This window comes from Streptomyces sp. TRM70350, from assembly GCF_019219825.1.
GTDB lineage: Bacteria > Actinomycetota > Actinomycetes > Streptomycetales > Streptomycetaceae > Streptomyces.
Window position 1 is genome coordinate 261,735 of sequence record NZ_JAHUXH010000004.1, and the last position, 16,993, is coordinate 278,727.

General features: G+C 69.9%; 15 protein-coding genes and 2 pseudogenes. 3 read left to right on the plus strand and 14 right to left on the minus strand.

The features are described from left to right. Positions 1–25: 25 nt before the first annotated feature. A pseudogene (gene mgt / locus KWI83_RS09145) lies at positions 26–1,310 on the plus strand (macrolide-inactivating glycosyltransferase). A 107-nt stretch (positions 1,311–1,417) separates the two neighbouring features. On the opposite strand, the gene KWI83_RS09150 reads toward mgt, so the two are convergent. Continuing rightward, positions 1,418–3,670 (minus strand): MMPL family transporter, encoded by a 2,253-nt coding sequence (locus KWI83_RS09150; RefSeq protein ID WP_218513790.1) that lies wholly within the window; start codon positions 3,668–3,670, stop codon positions 1,418–1,420. A gap of 318 nt (positions 3,671–3,988) precedes the next feature. On the opposite strand from KWI83_RS09150, the gene KWI83_RS09155 reads away from it, so the two are divergent. Beyond that, positions 3,989–4,543 (plus strand): DUF1697 domain-containing protein, encoded by a 555-nt coding sequence (locus tag KWI83_RS09155; RefSeq protein ID WP_218513791.1) that lies wholly within the window; start codon positions 3,989–3,991, stop codon positions 4,541–4,543. 42 nt (positions 4,544–4,585) lie between these two features. Here the strand turns inward: KWI83_RS09155 and KWI83_RS09160 are convergent. Further along, positions 4,586–5,433, minus strand: a pseudogene (locus tag KWI83_RS09160) (aldo/keto reductase). A 102-nt stretch (positions 5,434–5,535) separates the two neighbouring features. Here KWI83_RS09160 and KWI83_RS09165 point away from each other — a divergent pair. Next, positions 5,536–6,771: a SpoIIE family protein phosphatase gene (locus KWI83_RS09165; RefSeq protein WP_218513792.1), complete on the plus strand. Its 1,236-nt coding sequence runs from the start codon at positions 5,536–5,538 to the stop codon at positions 6,769–6,771. 79 nt (positions 6,772–6,850) lie between these two features. Here the strand turns inward: KWI83_RS09165 and KWI83_RS09170 are convergent, their stop codons facing one another. The 12 genes from KWI83_RS09170 to KWI83_RS09225 form a co-directional block, all read right to left on the minus strand. After that, positions 6,851–7,591 (minus strand): sirohydrochlorin chelatase, encoded by a 741-nt coding sequence (locus tag KWI83_RS09170; protein ID WP_218513793.1) that lies wholly within the window; start codon positions 7,589–7,591, stop codon positions 6,851–6,853. A 5-nt stretch (positions 7,592–7,596) separates the two neighbouring features. After that, positions 7,597–8,508, minus strand: coding sequence for an ABC transporter permease (locus KWI83_RS09175; protein WP_218513794.1), 912 nt, complete (start codon positions 8,506–8,508; stop codon positions 7,597–7,599). After that, the gene (locus KWI83_RS09180) at positions 8,495–9,283 is read right to left on the minus strand and encodes an ABC transporter ATP-binding protein (RefSeq protein WP_218513795.1); all 789 of its coding nucleotides are present in this window, start codon (positions 9,281–9,283) and stop codon (positions 8,495–8,497) included. The genes KWI83_RS09175 and KWI83_RS09180 overlap by 14 nt, the downstream gene beginning before the upstream one ends. A gap of 37 nt (positions 9,284–9,320) precedes the next feature. Beyond that, the gene (locus tag KWI83_RS09185) at positions 9,321–10,421 is read right to left on the minus strand and encodes an aliphatic sulfonate ABC transporter substrate-binding protein (protein WP_218513796.1); all 1,101 of its coding nucleotides are present in this window, start codon (positions 10,419–10,421) and stop codon (positions 9,321–9,323) included. A gap of 209 nt (positions 10,422–10,630) precedes the next feature. After that, positions 10,631–11,965: a sulfate adenylyltransferase subunit 1 gene (locus tag KWI83_RS09195; protein WP_218513798.1), complete on the minus strand. Its 1,335-nt coding sequence runs from the start codon at positions 11,963–11,965 to the stop codon at positions 10,631–10,633. A gap of 2 nt (positions 11,966–11,967) precedes the next feature. Further along, positions 11,968–12,903: a sulfate adenylyltransferase subunit CysD gene (cysD, locus tag KWI83_RS09200; protein ID WP_218513799.1), complete on the minus strand. Its 936-nt coding sequence runs from the start codon at positions 12,901–12,903 to the stop codon at positions 11,968–11,970. Continuing rightward, positions 12,900–13,472, minus strand: coding sequence for an adenylyl-sulfate kinase (gene cysC, locus KWI83_RS09205; RefSeq protein ID WP_218513800.1), 573 nt, complete (start codon positions 13,470–13,472; stop codon positions 12,900–12,902). Before cysC ends, cysD begins: the two co-directional genes overlap by 4 nt. Continuing rightward, a complete protein-coding gene (locus tag KWI83_RS09210; protein WP_218513801.1) occupies positions 13,469–14,179 on the minus strand; it encodes a phosphoadenylyl-sulfate reductase in 711 nt (236 codons plus the stop codon). The genes cysC and KWI83_RS09210 overlap by 4 nt, the downstream gene beginning before the upstream one ends. Beyond that, positions 14,176–14,355 (minus strand): hypothetical protein, encoded by a 180-nt coding sequence (locus tag KWI83_RS09215; RefSeq protein WP_218513802.1) that lies wholly within the window; start codon positions 14,353–14,355, stop codon positions 14,176–14,178. Before KWI83_RS09215 ends, KWI83_RS09210 begins: the two co-directional genes overlap by 4 nt. A gap of 28 nt (positions 14,356–14,383) precedes the next feature. Beyond that, the gene (locus tag KWI83_RS09220; protein WP_218513803.1) at positions 14,384–16,081 is read right to left on the minus strand and encodes a nitrite/sulfite reductase; all 1,698 of its coding nucleotides are present in this window, start codon (positions 16,079–16,081) and stop codon (positions 14,384–14,386) included. A 125-nt stretch (positions 16,082–16,206) separates the two neighbouring features. Next, complete coding sequence (locus KWI83_RS40220; RefSeq protein ID WP_309486338.1) at positions 16,207–16,290, minus strand: putative leader peptide; 84 nt, start codon at positions 16,288–16,290, stop codon at positions 16,207–16,209. Positions 16,291–16,416: 126 nt separating this feature from the next. Then, positions 16,417–16,989, minus strand: coding sequence for a GNAT family N-acetyltransferase (locus KWI83_RS09225; protein ID WP_218513804.1), 573 nt, complete (start codon positions 16,987–16,989; stop codon positions 16,417–16,419). Positions 16,990–16,993: the final 4 nt, after the last annotated feature.

A 16,993-nucleotide genomic window follows, 5' to 3' on the forward strand; every position in this document is an offset into this window, starting at 1 on the left:
GACGGGAATCCGGTGCTGGTGCGCTATCAGCGGTGAGCGGCGACGCGGAGGTGGTGCCGGAGCGGGGCGGCAATGGTTGCACGAGACGTATCGTCTCGCTTATGGTCGGGGACATGACCCACATCGCCATGCTCTCCATCGCCGCCCACGGCCACGTGAACCCGAGCCTGGAGGTGATCCGCGAGCTTGTCGCGCGGGGGCACCGGGTGACGTATGCGATCCCCCCGGTGTTCGCGGAGAAGGTCGCCGAGACCGGCGCCGAGGTGAAGCTCTGGAACTCGACGCTGCCCTCGCCCGACGACGACCCTGAGGCGTGGGGCACCACCCTGCTGGACAACGTCGAGCCGTTCCTCGACGACGCCATCCAGGCCCTGCCGCAGCTGATCGCGGCGTACGAGGGCGACGAGCCGGACCTCGTGCTGCACGACATCACCTCGTACGCGGCGCGGGTGCTGGCCCACCGCTGGGGCGTCCCGGCCATCTCCCTCTCGCCGAACCTCGTCGCCTGGAACGGCTACGAGGAGGAGGTCGCCGAGCCGATGTGGTCGGAGCCCAAGAAGACCGAGCGGGGCCGGGCCTACTACGCGCGCTTCCAGGCCTGGCTGGCGGAGAACGGCATCTCCCAGCACCCCGACCCCTTCGTCGGCCGCCCGGCCCGCTCGATCGTCCTGATCCCCAAGGCACTCCAGCCGAACGCCGACCGGGTCGACGAGACCGTGCACACCTTCGTCGGCGCCTGCCAGGGCGACCGCGGCGCGGAGGGCGGCTGGCGGCGGCCCGCCGACGCCCAGAAGGTCGTGCTCGTCTCGCTCGGGTCGGCCTTCACCAGGCAGCCGGCGTTCTACCGGGAGTGCGTGAAGGCGTTCGCCGGGCTGCCGGGTTGGCACCTGGTGCTCCAGATCGGCAAGCATGTCGACCCCGCCGAGCTGGGGGAGGTGCCGGGGAACGTGGAGGTACGGTCCTGGGTCCCCCAGCTCGCGATCCTCAAGCAGGCCGACCTGTTCGTCACGCACGCGGGCGCGGGCGGCAGCCAGGAGGGCATGGCCACGGCCACCCCGATGATCGCCGTACCGCAGGCGGTCGACCAGTTCGGCAACGCGGACATGCTGCAGGGCCTCGGCGTCGCCCGCCATGTCCCGGCGGAGGAGGCCACCGCCGAGACACTCCGCGAGGCGGCCCTCGCCCTCATCGACGACCCGGAGGTCGCCCGCCGACTGGCGGACCTCCAGGCGGAGATGGCGAAGAAGGGCGGTACGCGGCGCGCGGCCGACCTGATCGAGGCGGAACTGGCCGCCGCGACGCACGCATGAGCGCATGAGCGAGGGCCCGTCGGTTCACTGGAGCCGACAGGCCCTCGTTTGACGCGTGGTCAGCCCCTGCCTGCGCGCGGGGCTTGACCGGCCGGGGGCCTCGGAGATCAGACCCGCACCCGCTCCCCTTCCTCCACCACCGGCGTCCGTGTCCCGGCCACCGCGTCGGCGGCCTCGTCGTGCGTCAGGTCCGGCAGGCGGTTCAGCCACTTCGGCAGGTACCAGTTCCGCTCCCCGAGCAGCGCCATCACCGCAGGCAGCAGCACCCCCCGGATGATCGTGGCGTCGATGAGGACCGCCGCCGCGAGGCCGACGCCCATCTGCTTCATGGACTGCATGGACAGGGTTCCGAAGATCGCGAAGACGGCGACCATGATGACCGCGGCGCTGGTCACGACCCCCGCCGTGGTGACCACGCCGTGCGTGATGGCGTCCTTCGTCGTACGGCCGCGCAGCCGCGCCTCCCGGATCCGCGAGACCACGAACACGTGGTAGTCCATCGACAGCCCGAACAGGATCACGAACAGGAACAGCGGCAGCCAGCTGACGATGGCGCCCACGCCCTGAGCGCCCACCAGGGACGCGCCCCAGCCGTGCTGGAAGACGGCGACCAGGATGCCGTAGGTCGCGCCCACCGACAGCAGGTTCAGCACGATCGAGGTGATCGCGACGGTCAGCGAGCGGAACGACAGCAGCATCAGCAGGAAGGCGAACACCACGACGAACGCGAAGACCGGGGCGACCGACCCGACGAGCTGGTCGTTGAAGTCCTTCGACATGGCGACCCCGCCGGTGATCGGCGCCTCGACGCCGTCGACCGTGCCGAGCGTCGCCGGCCGCACCTCGTCGCGGAGTTTGTCCAGGCTGGCGCCCGCCTGGTCCAGGTCGGAACCGCCGACCAGCGGGACGTATACGAAGGCGACGTTCTTCGCGTCGTCCAGCTTGATGTCGACCGGGCCGCGCGAGGCGCCCGAACTGATCGCCCGCTCACGGAAGTCGGCGAGCGCCGACTGCACCTCGGTCGCGTTGATGTCATCCGCCTTGACCACCACCTCGGCGGGCTCGGAGCCGCCCGGGAAGGCCTCGTTGACCCGGTTGTACGTCTGCACGATGGGCAGCGAGTCGCCGAACTCCTGGTCCAGCGTCAGGTTCTGCGTCTTCATGCCGAGCGCGGGAGCCGCGATGGCCAGCAGCGCGCCGGCCGCCACGACGACGGAGACGACGGGCTTGGCGAGGACGCCCTTCAGTACGGCGGTCCAGAACCGGCTCTCCCGGTTGCCGTTCCGCTTCCGCCTGCGCAGGAACGGGATCCGGCCCTTCTCGACCCGCTCGCCCAGCAGTGACAGCAGCGCGGGCAGTACGGTCACCGATCCGACCATGGCGACCGCGACGACCATCAGGGAGGCCAGCCCCATCGCCTCGAACTCGGCGAGCCCGGTGAACAGCATGCCCGCCATCGCCACGCACACCGTGACGCCGGAGACGATGATCGCGTGGCCACTGGTCGCGGCGGCGATCCGCAGTGCCGTCTGCGCGTCCCGGCCGGCCTCGCGCTCCTCGCGCTCACGGCGCAGATAGAACAGGCAGTAGTCGACGCCGACGGCCAGACCGACCAGCAGCATCACCGAGTTCGCCGTCTCGCTCATCGGCATCACATGGCTGACGACGCCCATCAGCCCCATCGTCGCCATGATCGCGGTGATCGCCAACGCCACCGGCAGCAGCGCCGCCACCAGCGCGCCGAACGCGATGAGCAGAATGCCGAGCGCCACCGGTACGGCCGAGTACTCGGCCTTCTGGAAATCGTCGCCGAAGGCGTCGTCGAACGTCTTCATCATGCTGGCGCCGCCGATCTCCTCGATCCGCAGCGTCTCGTGCTCCTGCTGGACCCGCTCGACGGCCCTCAGCACCGGCTCCACCCGCTCACCCGCGGTGTCCGACTCCCCCTTCATGTCGAACTGCACCAGGGCGCTGCGCCCGTCCTGGGAAATCGTCTTCGTGTCATACGGCGTGCTGACGTCCGTGACCTCACCGGTCGCGTCGACGGCCCTCACCACATCGGCGACGGCGGCCCGGAACGCGGGATCCGTGGCCTTGAGGCTGCCGTCCTTCGACTGGATCAGGACGGTCTCACCGGCCGGTTCCTCGATGCCGGCGTCCTCGATGATCTTCGCGGCGGTGTGTGTCTCCCCCTTGAGCTGGTCGCTGGCCTTGACGTCGACCCGGCCGGCCGCCGAACCGAGCCCCATCGCCAGGACGACGAACAGCACCCAGATCCCCACGGCCGCCCATCGGTGCCGGGCGCTCCAGCCGCCGGCCCGGGCGGCGAGTCCCCGCACGCGTGTGTCTCCGCTCCCCATGACGGGCTGCCCCCTCGTGTGCGGTGGCGGCCCCCTGCCGCCACCTTTCGTTTCGAAGGTATGGGCCGGATAAAGCCATCTCGTCGTGCTGCCCGGTGAAGCGCCGGGGCCCCGGATCCTCCGGACGGCCACCCCGTCCTCAGCACTGGGGAGGACATCGGCCCCCTACATCTATCGGCGCATGTCCGGGTCGATGATCAGCGATCCGCTCATGGCGCCGGTCGTGCCGACACGCGATGACGAAGCGTTGCTGAACAAGTCACAGGTGCGTGCAGGCCCGCCCCCCGCGGGGGCACGACGGCCGCTTAGGGTGGACGGATGACGACGTATGCGGCGCTGCTGCGCGGAATCAACGTGGGCGGCAGCAAGAAGGTCCCGATGGCCGACCTGCGCGCCGTGCTGGAGAGCCTCGGTTACGACGCCGTGCGCACGTATCTGCAGAGCGGCCAGGCCGTGTTCACGAGCGAGCACGGCGACGAGGAGTCCCTGGCCGCGGAGCTCACGCAGGCGATCGGGAAACGGTTCGGCTTCGGGGTGGACGTCATCGTGCGAGACCACGCCTGTCTGAGGGCGGTTGCCGACAACTGCCCGTTCCCGGCCGCCGAGCTGGAGGCCAGGCAGCTGCACGCCACGTACTTCTCCGCGCCGGTCGACGGGGAGCGTTTCGCCGAGATCGACCAGGCGGCTTTCCGCCCCGAGGAGTTCCGGCTCGGTGACCGCGTCCTGTACCTGTACGCGCCGAACGGCCTGGGCCGCTCCAAGCTCGCCGAGTACCTGGCCAAACCCCGGCTGAACAAGGGCGTGATCGCCACGACCAGGAACTGGAACACCGTCGTCAAACTCGTGGAACTCACCGAACCGACGGCAGGGTGACTCTCCGCAGGCCCAGCAGCGCGCTCTGACCCAGCGGCAAGGTCAAGCCAGGGCGTCCAGCCGGGCCCGGTCGGCCGGGGAGAGCCGTACGGCACCGGCGTCCAGGTTCTCCTCCAGATGTGCGAGCGAACCGGTTCCAGGCGTCGGGCAGAGCACCGGGGAGTGATGGAGCAGCCAGGCCAGGGCGACCTGACCGGGCGTCGCCCCGTGCGCGGCGGCGATGTCGGCGCACTCCGGGTAGGCGGTCAACGTCCCGTTTCCCAGCGGAAACCAGGGCAGAAACGCGATTCCCCGGGTTTCGCACAGCCGCAGCAGCGGCTCCGAGGAGCGGTCGAGCAGGTTGTAGCGGTTCTGCACGGACGCCACGGAGGTCACCTCCATTGCTGCTTCGAGCTGTTCGGCCGTCACCGTGTCCAGACCGATGTGCCGGACCTTCCCCTCGGCGCGCAACGCGCCCAGCACACCGAGCTGTTCGGCCATGGGCACCTTCGGGTCGATCCGATGCAGCTGGTACAGGTCGATGGTGTCCAGCCGCAGCCGCCGAGGCTGGCCTCGCACATCGCCCGCAGCCGCTCGGGCTGCCCGTCCACGTGCCATGCGCTGTCACTGGTCCGTACGACGCCGCCCTTGGTGGCGATCACCAGCCCCGCGGGATAGGGGTGCAGGGCCTGGGCCACCAGCTCCTCGGCGAGGGACGGGCCGTAGTTGTCCGCGGTGTCGATCAGCGTGACTCCCCGCTCGACGGCCCGCCGCAGCACGGCCACCGCGTCACGGGCATGCCCGCGCGGCCCCCAGTACCCGGGGCCGGTCAGCTGCGCGGTGCCGTAGCCGAGCCGGCGGACGCGCAGTTCGCCGCCGAGCAGGAAGGTTTCCGGGATCTCCTGGGCCATTCGGTGGATGTTACACGCATCCGCGCCGGGCAAGCCCGGGCGCTGGATCGCTCGTAGATTGGAAGTGCCAGCAGTCGCGCTCACGGCCATGGAGAGCGCGTAATGACAGCGGACATCGCTTTCACGGCGTTCTTCGACGCCACACCAAGCCCGTACCTGGTGCTGGACACGGACCTGGTGATCCACTACGCCAATCCGGCATACCTGCAGAGCACCGGCCGGACCAGGGACGAGCTGATCGGGAAGTACTTCTTCGACGCCCTGCCGGAAAACCCCGGCACCGTCGACGACGCACAACGCAATCTGGAGACGTCACTGCGCCGGGTCCTGGAGACCGGGAAACCGGACAGCCTGGTGCTGCAGCGGTACGACATCCCCGCCCCCGACCAGCCGGGCGGGTTCGAGGAGCGTTGGTGGTCCGAGATCCACACCCCGATTCCCGGGCCTGACGGCAAGGTGAAGTGGATCGTCCAACGGGCCGAGGACGTCACCGCCTTCGCCCACTCACGCCGGGCACGCCGACTGACCGGGGAGTACACCGAGCGGGAGAAGGGCATGGCAGCCGAGCTGTACTTGCGGGCCCGCGAGCTGCACCGGCTGAACCAGGAACTGCGTCAGGCCCACGCCCGTGAACGGCAGGTCGCCGTCACCCTGCAGGAAGCCATGCTCTACGTCCCCGACCTGGACCGGCACAACAACATCGCCGTGCGCTACCTCCCGGCGACGACATCACTCAACGTGTGCGGCGACTGGTACGACGTCGTCGACCTGCCACCCGACCGCTACGCCGCGGCGGTCGGAGACGTCGTCGGCCACGGCCTGGACGCCGCGGCCGTCATGGGCATGCTTCGCAGCGCCCTGAGCGCGGTCATCCGCGCCATTCCCAGCCCCGCCCAGGCCCTGGAAGTCCTCGGTCTGTACGCCCGCTCCCTGGAAGGCGCCACAGCCGCAACCGCGGTCAAGGCACTCATCGACACCCGCAGCAGGCTGATCATCTACAGCAACGCCGGGCACCCACCGCCCGTCCTGCTCCACACCGACGGGACCTGGGAACTACTGGACCAGGCGACCGATCCCCCGCTCGGCGCCCGCCTGCACCATGTCCCCCGCCCCCAGGCCAGCCTGTCCTACGCCCCGGGTGACACCCTCGTTCTCTACACCGACGGCCTCATCGAACGTCGCGACGAAGACATCGACGTCGGCCTGGCACGCCTCACCACAGCCCTGGCCCAGGACAGCACCCTCGCCCACGACCAGCTCGCCGACGCGCTGCTGACCCGCCTCGGCGTCGCCGACGGCGCCCCCGACGACATCGCCCTCGTCGTCATCCGTCTATGACCCTGCGTGGCCACTCGACGGTCCGCACCACAGACACGCGCCCGCCTGGCGCAGGCCGAAGCCGAGCAACCGAACGGGTTCAGGCCCCTACTGCCAGCGGCATCGGCGCCCGCGCCCGGTCATACCGCTCCAGCAGCACCCGGGCCACCTCCGGCGCCGGTCCCAGCACATCGGCGAGTACGTCCGCCTCGGCCGCCCCCCGTGCGATGCGGTCCGGCAGGAAGCCCGGGGCCAGGACGTACGGGGCGACCGCCACCCGTTCGCACCCCAACGCCCGAAGCTCCCGTACCGCGTCCTCCGTGCGGGGCAGGGATGCGGAGGCGAACGCAGGTCGCACGGCGCACCAACCGGTGTGCCGCCACTCCCGCGCGATGTCTGCGATCACTGCGATCGCCTCCGGGTCGGTGGACCCCGCCGAGGCCAGCACGACCCCGGTCGAGGCCTTGTCGGCGGGCGTCAGCCCCGCCTCGTACAGCCGCCGCTCCAGGGCGGCGAGCAGCAGCGGTGAGGGGCCGAGCACCTCCGCCTGGCGGATCCGCAGCCGCCGTGGCGCCTCCCGCAGCACCGCCGGGATGTCCGCCTTCGCATGGAAAGCACGCGTCAGCAGCAGCGGCAACGCCACGACATCGCGGACGCCCTCCGCCGCCAGGGACTCCAGCACGCCCCGCACGGACGGGATGTTGAAGTCCAGGAAACCGGTTTCGACACGCAGGCCCGGCCGCAGCGACCGTACCCGCCGCACCAGGGCGTGCACGGTCGCGGCGTGCCGCGGGTCGCGGCTGCCGTGGGCGATGACCAGGAGGACCGGTTCGTGGCGCATGGGGATCAGCTCTTCACCAGCAGGCCGCGGCTGCGCAGCACCCGCCGCTCCAGCGGGCTGAAGATCAGCAGGTCGATGGCGATACCGACGATCAGGATGAGCAGGATGGCGAGGAACACCATGGACATGGAGCTGGTGTTGCGGCCGTTCTCCAGCAACTGGCCGAGCCCCACGCCCAGGTCGGGAGAGGAAGCGATGATCTCGGCGGCCATCAGTGACCGCCACGAGAACGCCCAGCCCTGCTTCAGACCGGCCAGGTAGCCGGGCAGCGCGGCCGGCATCACGATGTGCCAGGTGCCCTTCAGACCGGTGGCCCCCAGCGTGCGGCCCGCCCGCAGGAACAGCGGCGGCACCTGGTCCACGCCCGAGACGATGCCGTTGGCGATGGACGGGACGGCGCCCAGCAGGATCACCGCGAACATCATCTGGTTGTTCAGGCCGAGCCAGATGACGGCCGGCGGCACCCAGGCCACCGACGGCAGCGACTGCAGACCGGACAGGATCGGCCCGATCGCCGCCCGCACGAACCGCACCCGCGCCACCAGCAGCCCCAGCGGGGTGCCGATGGCCAGCGCCAGCAGGAAGCCCAGCAGGCCACGGGAGACGCTGGTCCAGATGTAGTCGAACAACGTGCCCTGCAGCCAGGCCGTCCGCACCTCGCCCCACACATCGGCGGGGGAGGGCAGCTTGCTCGGATCGTCGACGACGTTGAAGCTGATCAGCGCCTGCCACACCGCCAGCACCAGCACGATGGCGGTGACCGGCGGCACGATCTTCTGCGTGAACGTCGTGCGGAACGGCGTACGACCGGTCTGCACCGTCTCCAGCGCGTCCAGGCCCGCCTCCAGCCCGGCCAGATCGTTGCCGTCCTTGCCGTCCTTGACGTCCTTGACGGCGTGCGTGTCAGTTCTGGCCATGGCGGCGGATCTCCCCACGCAGTTCTTCGGTGATCTCCCGGGACAGCTCCGCCACCGCGGCGTCCTCGATGCGGCGCGGCTGCGGGATGTCGACCGTCCACTGGCGCGCGATCCGTCCCGGACGCGACGACAGCAGCACGACGCGCTGCGCGAGCCGTACCGCCTCACGCACGTTGTGCGTCACGAACAGCACGGAAAGCCGTGTCTCGCTCCAGATCCGGGTCAGCTCGTCGTGCAGCACGTCGCGGGTGATCGCGTCCAGCGCCGCGAACGGCTCGTCCATCAGCAGCAGGTTGCTGTCCTGCGCGAGCGCGCGGGCCATCGCGACCCGCTGCCGCATACCGCCGGACAGTTCGTGGACGCGCTTTCCGTACGCCCCCTGCAGCCGGACCAGTTCCAGCAGATCCTCCGCGCGGCCGCGCCGGTCGGGCTTGGGCACGCCGCGCAGCTTCAGGGCGAGCTCGATGTTCTTGCCCGCGGTCAGCCACGGGAAGAGGGCGTGCTCCTGGAACATCAGCGCCGGCCGGCCGTCCGTGGTGATCGCGCCGGACGACGGCTTGTCGAGCCCCGCCACCAGGTTCAGCAGCGTGGACTTGCCGCAGCCCGAGGCGCCCAGGAGGGTGACGAACTCGCCGGGCGCGACATCGAGCGTGATGTCGTCGAGGACGAGTTGCTGCCCGGCGGGGCCGGCGAAGGACTTCGAGACGTGGTCGATGCGCGCGGCGTGCTCCACGGACACATCCGTGTCGGCGGCCTTGGCGAGGGCGGTTGCCATGGTCGTCACCTCCTGGGTACTCATCGGGTTCCGTGCCTTACTCGACGCCGAGACCGGCGTCGTCGACCTCGGGTTCGCCCTCGGCCATGAGGATCTTGTTCAGCGGTGTCACGTCGTAGATGCCGGTGAGGTCCGGCTTCTGCAGCAGCCCTGCCTTCACAGCGTGTTCGGCCTGGGTGGCGAGCGTGGCCGCCAGCGGATCGTCGGTGAACCGGATGGAGGGCCATGCCGGGTCGATGACGTCGGCGGGCAGCGCCTTGCCGGTGTCGGCCCTCAGCTGCGCGTTCGCCGCGGCCTTCGCCTGCTCCGGTTGCTCGTTGATCCACTTGTTGGTCCGCACCGAGGCGCGCAGTACGGCCTCGACAGCCCTCGGGTGTTCCTTCAGGAAGCTCTGCGACACGATGACGTTCGTGATCACGAACTTCTTGCCGGGCCACAGATCGGCCTCGTCCAGCAGCACCTTCGCACCCTCGGCGACCAGCATGGACGCGGTCGGCTCCGGCACCCACGCGCCGTCGACGGAGTCCGACCTGTAGAGGTCGGGGGTGACCTTGTTGTCGGAGCGGACCACGGAGACGTCGCCCTTTCCGCTCGCCGCGTCGACCTTCCAGCCCTGCTCGGCGATCCAGTTGAGGAAGGCCACGTCCTGGGTGTTGCCGAGCTGCGGGGTGGCGATCCTCTTGCCCTTGACGTCCTTCAGGGACTTGATCTTCTCCGGGTCGACCACCAGCTTCACGCCGCCGGAGGCCGAACCGGAGATGATGCGCAGGTTCTTGCCGCCCGTCTTGAGATAGCCGTTGACGGCGGGGGAGGGGCCGATCCAGCCGATGTCGACGGAGCCCGAGTTCAGCGCCTCGATCTCCGAGGGACCGGCGTTGAACACGGCGTACTCCGCCTTGGTGCCGCCCAGCTCCTGCTGGAAGAAGCCCTTCTCACGGCCGACCAGCGCGGTGGCGTGGGTGAGGTTCCCGAAGTAGCCGATCCGCACGGAGTCGAGACCGTCCACCTTCGCCGCCCCGGCGATCGGCTGCTCGGTGTTCTCCACGGCCTGGGAGCCGTAGCCGCAGGCCGCGAGGGCGAGCAGCGGCAGTACGGCCAGGACCGCGAGGCCGCGGCGCAGGGCGGGTGTGGCAGGCACGGGAGGTGTTCCTCTCGGTGGCCCGGTTCGCACGCCCTTACCAGGTCGTGGCCGGGAGGTCGGCAGGTCTGTCCGGAGCGGCGCGCATGCGGTGCGCGTACGTCATCGCACACATCGCGTCACTCCGCCCTGCCCGCTGCCGAGGGCGCCGCTGCCGACGCGGCCGCCCTCCTTCGCGAAGGACGAGTAGAAGTCGGTCGAGGTCATGGTCAGAAGTCCCACCCGTCGTCCTCGGCCTCGTCCCGGACCGGCTCCGGGGAGGCGAACGACTCGCCGACCATGCCCGCGGTGAGCGTGGTGCCGTCGCTGGGGTCGATCAGGATGAAGGAGCCGGTGCGCCGGGAGTCGGCGTAGGAGTCGACCGGCAGCGGCTCGGCGGTGCGGATCTTCACCCGGCCGATGTCGTTGGCGACGAGCTGTCCCGGATGCGGGTGCAGGGACAGGTCGTCGAGGGTGAGCCGGGACGGGATGTCCTTGACGATCGCCTTGACCGTGCGGGCGCCGTGCTTGAGCAGCACCCGGTGGCCGACGGTCAGCGGCTGGTCGGCCACATGGCAGACGGTCGCCTCGATGTCCTGGGTGGTCGGCGGCGCGTCCTTGCTGGGCACGATGAGGTCGCCGCGCGAGATGTCGAGGTCGTCCTGAAGCAGGAGGGTGACCGACTGCGTGGTCCAGGCGACGTCGACCGGCTTGCCCAGCAGGTCGATGCCGGAGATCTTCGTCGAACGGCCGGACGGCAGGACGGTGATCTGCTCACCGACGCGGAAGGTTCCCGCGGCGATCTGGCCCGCGTAGCCCCGGTAGTCGGGGTGTTCGGCGGTCTGCGGCCGGATCACGTACTGCACGGGCAGCCGCGCGTGGCAGTGCGCCAGGTCGTGGCTGACGGGAACGGTCTCCAGGTGTTCCAGGACGGTGGGGCCGCCGTACCAGTCCATGTGCGCGGACGGTTCCACGACGTTGTCGCCGTTGAGCGCGGAGATCGGGATCGCGGTGACCTCGGGGACGCCGAGTTCGGTGGCGTACGCCGTGAACTCCTCGGCGATCGCGCTGAAAACGGTCTCCTCGTACCCGACGAGGTCCATCTTGTTGACGGCGAGCACCACGTGCGGGACGCGCAGCAGCGCGGCGATCGCGGCGTGCCGGCGGGTCTGCTCGACCACGCCGTTGCGGGCGTCGACGAGGATCACGGTCAGCTCGGCCGTCGAGGCGCCGGTGACCATGTTGCGCGTGTACTGCACATGGCCCGGCGTGTCCGCCAGGATGAACCGGCGCCGGGCCGTGGCGAAGTAGCGGTACGCCACGTCAATGGTGATGCCCTGCTCCCGCTCGGCCCGCAGACCGTCGGTCAGCAGCGCGAGGTCGGGGGCGTCCTGGCCACGGCTCAGCGACGCGCGCTCCACCGCCTCCAGCTGGTCGGCGAGGACCGACTTGGAGTCGTGCAGCAGCCGGCCGACGAGCGTGGACTTGCCGTCGTCGACGGAGCCGGCGGTGGCGAACCGCAGCAGGGTGGTGGCCGAGAGTTCCTCGGTCGTGGTCGTGCTCATGCTTAGAAGTACCCCTCGCGCTTGCGGTCTTCCATCGCGGCCTCGGACAGCTTGTCGTCGGCACGCGTGGCGCCCCGTTCGGTCAGCCGGGACGCGGCGATCTCGGTGATGACCTGCTCCAGCGTCTGCGCGTCGGAGTCGACGGCACCGGTGCAGGACATGTCGCCGACGGTCCGGTAGCGGATCAGCCGCTTCTCGACGGTCTCGCCGTCCTTGGGGCCGCCCCACTCGCCGGCGGTCAGCCACATGCCGTTGCGCTGGAACACCTCACGCTCGTGCGCGAAGTAGATCGACGGCAGCTCGATGCCCTCACGGGCGATGTACTGCCAGACGTCCAGCTCGGTCCAGTTGCTGAGCGGGAACACGCGGACGTGCTCACCGGGCGCGTGCCGCCCGTTGTACAGGTTCCACAGCTCGGGCCGCTGCCTGCGCGGGTCCCACTGGGAGAACTCGTCGCGCAGCGAGAACACCCGCTCCTTCGCCCGCGCCTTCTCCTCGTCCCGGCGTCCGCCGCCGAACACGGCGTCGAAACGCTCGGCCTGGATCTTCTCGGTCAGCGGAAGCGTCTGCAGCGGGTTACGGGTCCCGTCCGGGCGCTCCTTGAGCACACCGCGGTCGATGTAGTCCTGCACGGACGCCACATGCAGCCGCAGGCCGTGCTGGGCCACCACACGATCCCGGTAGTCGAGGACCTCGGGGAAGTTGTGCCCGGTGTCCACATGCAGCAGCGAGAAGGGCACCGGCGCGGGCGCGAACGCCTTCAACGCCAGATGCAGCATGACGATCGAGTCCTTGCCGCCGGAGAAGAGAAGCACCGGCCGCTCGAACTCGCCCGCCACCTCGCGGAAGATGTGCACCGCCTCGGACTCCAGCGCGTCCAGATGCGACAAGGCGTACGGGGTGTCCGTCTCCTCGTTCACGCGTGCGACGGTCGTCATGCCAGTCCCCTTTCGGTGAGCAGGGCGTACACCGACGCCGCGGACTCCTGCACGGTCTGGTGCTGCGACTCGATGCGCAGGTCGGGCGAGTCGGGCTCCTCGTACGGGTCGTCCACGCCGGTCAGCCCCGACAGCTCGCCCGCGGCCTGCTTGGCGTAGAGCCCCTTCACATCGCGCACGGAGCACACCTCGACCGGAGTCGCCACGTGCACCTCCAGGTACGGCGTGCCGTTCGTCGCGTGCCGTTTGCGCACCGCGTCACGGCTGTCGGTGTACGGCGCGATCACCGGGACCAGCGCCTTCACACCGTTACGGGCGAGCAGCTCGGCGACGTAACCGATGCGCTGCACATTGGTGTGCCGGTCCTCGCGGCTGAAGCCGAGGCCCGCCGAGATGAACTCGCGGATCTCGTCGCCGTCGAGCACCTCGACGAGGTGGCCCTCCTCGCGCAGCCGGCCGGCCAGCTCGTACGCGATCGTGGTCTTGCCGGCGCTCGGCAGGCCCGTGAGCCAGACGGTGGCTCCGCTCGTCACGTGCTTCTCCTGAGGGGTCGGTGGGGTGGTCGTCATCCGTGCAGCCCGCACTCGGTCTTGGCCCGCCCGGCCCAGCGGCCGGCGCGCGCGTCCTCGCCCGCGAGGACCCGACGGGTGCAGGGGGCGCAGCCGATGGAGGCGTAGCCGTCCATCAGCAGCGGGTTGGTCAGGACGCCGTGCTCGGCGACGTAGGCGTCCACGTCGTCCTGGGTCCAGCGGGCGATCGGCGAGATCTTGACCTTCTGGCGCTTGTCGTCCCAGGCGACGACCGGGGTGTTCGCCCGGCTCGGGGACTCGTCGCGGCGCAGTCCGGTCGCCCATGCGTCGTAGTTCCCGAGGCCCCGCTCCAGGGGCTTGACCTTGCGCAGGAAGCAGCACAGGTCGGGGTCCCGGTCGTGCAGCTTGGGGCCGTACTCCGCGTCCTGCTCGGCGACCGTCCGGTCCGGGGTGAGGGTGATGACGTTGACGTCCATCACGGCCTCGACGGCGTCCCGGGTGCCGATGGTCTCCTCGAAGTGGTAACCGGTGTCGAGGAAGACGACGTCGACGCCGGGCATCGCGCGGGACGCGAGGTGGGCGACCACCGCGTCCTCCATGGAGGACGTCACGCAGAACCGCTTGCCGAAGGTTTCCGCCGCCCACCGGAGGATCTCCAGCGCGGAGGCCTCCTCCAGATCGCGGCCCGCCTGCTCGGCGAGCGCCTTCAGCTGCTCCGCCTTCCGCGTTTCCTGAGCGGTCGTCATATCCCGTCCCCTCCCGTGGTGTCGTGCTGGAGTCCACGGGCCAGCAGCCCGAGGAACTTCAGCTGGAATGCGCGGTTGCACGCCGCGCATTCCCAGGCGCCGTGGCCCTGCTCACTCGGACGCAGGTCCTCGTCGCCGCAGTAGGGGCAGTAGAACGGTGCGGCACGCTCACTCATACGGCATCCTTCGTTTCGCTCGCTGCGCTCACGAAAGTGCCTCCTCGGAGGCACGGGCCGCCCAGGTCGCGAACCGCTCGCCCTCCTCGCGCTCCGCCTGGAAGCGCTTCAGCACGCGTTCCACGTAGTCGGGCAGCTCCTGCGAGGTGACCTTCAGGCCGCGCACCTTGCGACCGAACCCGGCCTCCAGGCCGAGCGCGCCGCCCAGGTGCACCTGGTAGCCCTCGACCTGCTCGCCCTGGTCGTTCAGGACCAGCTGGCCCTTGAGACCGATGTCCGCGACCTGGATACGGGCGCAGGCGTTCGGGCAGCCGTTGATGTTGATGGTGATCGGCTCGTCGAAGTCCGGGATCCGGCGCTCCAGTTCGTCGATCAGGGAGGCGCCGCGCGCCTTGGTCTCGACGATGGCGAGCTTGCAGAACTCGATGCCGGTGCAGGCCATCGTGCCGCGCCGGAACGCGGACGGCCTGACCGTGAGGTCTAGCGCCTGAAGACCCTCGACGAGGGAGTCGACCTGCGACTCGTCGACGTCCAGCACGATCATCTTCTGCTCGACCGTGGTGCGGACCCGGCCCGAGCCGTGCGCCTCCGCCAGGTCGGCGATCTTGGTCAGGGTGGCGCCGTCGACGCGGCCGACCCGCGGTGCGAAACCGACGTAGAAACGGCCGTCCTTCTGCCGGTGCACGCCGACGTGGTCGCGCCAGCGCTCCACGGGCTGGGCGGGCGCGGGGCCGTCGGTCAGCTTGCGCTTGAGGTACTCGTCCTCCAGTACCTGCCGGAACTTCTCCGGGCCCCAGTCGGCGACCAGGAACTTCAGGCGAGCCCTCGTACGGAGCCGCCGGTAACCGTAGTCACGGAAGATCGAGATGACGCCCTCGTAGACGTCGGGTACCTCGTCCAGCGGGACCCAGGCGCCGAGCCGGACGCCGATCTTCGGGTTGGTGGACAGGCCGCCGCCGACCCACAGGTCGAAGCCCGGGCCGTGCTCGGGGTGGACGACACCGACGAAGGCGACGTCGTTGATCTCGTGCGCCACGTCCAGCAGCGGCGAGCCGGAGACCGCGGACTTGAACTTGCGGGGCAGGTTCGAGAACGCCTTGTTGCCGACGATCCGGCGGTGGATCTCCTCGATCGCCGGGGTGCCGTCGATGATCTCGTCCGCGGCGATACCGGCGACGGGCGAGCCGAGGATCACACGGGGCGTGTCACCGCAGGCCTCGGTGGTGGACAGGCCGACCGCCTCCAGGCGGTTCCAGATCTCGGGCACGTCCTCGATCCGGATCCAGTGGTACTGGACGTTCTGCCGGTCGGTGATGTCGGCGGTGCCGCGGGCGAACTCCTGCGAGATCTCGCCGATCACGCGCAGCTGCCGGGTGGTGAGCCGGCCGCCGTCGATACGGACGCGCAGCATGAAGTACTCGTCGTCCAGCTCCTCCGGCTCCAGGATCGCCGTCTTGCCGCCGTCGATCCCGGGCTTGCGCTGGGTGTACAGACCCCACCAGCGCATCCGGCCCCGCAGGTCGTTGGGGTCGATGGAGTGAAAGCCGCGCTTGGAGTAGATCGTCTCAATGCGTGTCCGCACATTGAGACCGTCGTCGTCCTTCTTGAACTGTTCGTTGCCGTTGAGCGGGGTGAAGTGACCCACGGCCCACTGACCCTCACCGCGGTGACGGCTCACCTTGCGGCGGGAAGTCGCGGCGGCAGGGTTCTGCGGGGTGGCGGCCATGGTTCTACGTCCTTCGGGACAGGCGGAAAGCGGCTCTGACCTGCGCGTACGCGCATGGGGGCATACGTGCGCAGCATTGCGCGGGGACAGACAAAGCGGGGGAGGACGGCGTTGCTGGAGAGGTCTCAGCTCGCCGGACAGATGGCGCTGGACATGCGGCCGAGGTCGACGTGCCGCCGACTCACCAAGGCAATTCCAGTTCCAGACATGACGGAAGCGTGTCACGGCGATCTGGACAGAGTCCAGCTTTGTCCAAGATGCGGACATCCCTGTCTCGGAATGCGAAACGGGGGTGTCGTGGGTCACATGGCGTGAACGCCGTCTTGTCGGGCCAGTCAGACAGCGTATGCACCGGGCCACGGCCCCGGCGTCGGGACCTGGGGCTCCTCCTCGACCTTGGTGTCGAACAGCTGGAAACCGCGTCGCAGGTAGTTGTCCATCGCGTGCTCGCCGTCCTTGCTGCAGGTATGCAGCCACACCCGCTTCGTCGGCGCAAGCCCCGGCCAGCGGTCCGCGAGGTCCCACGCGCGGGCAGCGCCGTACGACAGCAGGTGCCCGCCGATCCGCCGCCCCCGGAAGGCCGGGATCAGCCCGAAGTAGACGATCTCCACCACCGAGTCGTCCTGCGGCTCCAGCTCCACATAGCCCGCGGGCGTGCCCCGGTCGTAGGCGACCCAGGTCTCCACCCCGGGCCGCTGCAGGTACTCCTGCCACCGCGCGTACGTCCAGCCCAGCCGGTCGGTCCAGCGGATGTCCCCGCCCACGGACGCGTACAGGAAGCGGCTGAACTCGGGCGAGGGCACCTCGGCGCGGACGATCCGCACGTCGCCCTCCGGCGCGGCGGCCGGGAGCAGGTCGGTCGGGGCGGTCTGCTCCAGGGACCAGGTGGTCACGGGGATGTTCGTCATGCAG

Coding starts and splice junctions, on each gene's coding strand:
- KWI83_RS09150 (WP_218513790.1), bottom strand. CDS start 3,670: ATGGGGAGCGGAGACACACGCGTGCGGGGACTCGCCGCCCGGGCCGGC.
- KWI83_RS09155 (WP_218513791.1), top strand. CDS start 3,989: ATGACGACGTATGCGGCGCTGCTGCGCGGAATCAACGTGGGCGGCAGC.
- KWI83_RS09165 (WP_218513792.1), top strand. CDS start 5,536: ATGACAGCGGACATCGCTTTCACGGCGTTCTTCGACGCCACACCAAGC.
- KWI83_RS09170 (WP_218513793.1), bottom strand. CDS start 7,591: ATGCGCCACGAACCGGTCCTCCTGGTCATCGCCCACGGCAGCCGCGAC.
- KWI83_RS09175 (WP_218513794.1), bottom strand. CDS start 8,508: ATGGCCAGAACTGACACGCACGCCGTCAAGGACGTCAAGGACGGCAAG.
- KWI83_RS09180 (WP_218513795.1), bottom strand. CDS start 9,283: ATGGCAACCGCCCTCGCCAAGGCCGCCGACACGGATGTGTCCGTGGAG.
- KWI83_RS09195 (WP_218513798.1), bottom strand. CDS start 11,965: ATGAGCACGACCACGACCGAGGAACTCTCGGCCACCACCCTGCTGCGG.
- cysD (WP_218513799.1), bottom strand. CDS start 12,903: ATGACGACCGTCGCACGCGTGAACGAGGAGACGGACACCCCGTACGCC.
- cysC (WP_218513800.1), bottom strand. CDS start 13,472: ATGACGACCACCCCACCGACCCCTCAGGAGAAGCACGTGACGAGCGGA.
- KWI83_RS09210 (WP_218513801.1), bottom strand. CDS start 14,179: ATGACGACCGCTCAGGAAACGCGGAAGGCGGAGCAGCTGAAGGCGCTC.
- KWI83_RS09215 (WP_218513802.1), bottom strand. CDS start 14,355: ATGAGTGAGCGTGCCGCACCGTTCTACTGCCCCTACTGCGGCGACGAG.
- KWI83_RS09220 (WP_218513803.1), bottom strand. CDS start 16,081: ATGGCCGCCACCCCGCAGAACCCTGCCGCCGCGACTTCCCGCCGCAAG.
- KWI83_RS40220 (WP_309486338.1), bottom strand. CDS start 16,290: ATGTCTGGAACTGGAATTGCCTTGGTGAGTCGGCGGCACGTCGACCTC.
- KWI83_RS09225 (WP_218513804.1), bottom strand. CDS start 16,989: ATGACGAACATCCCCGTGACCACCTGGTCCCTGGAGCAGACCGCCCCG.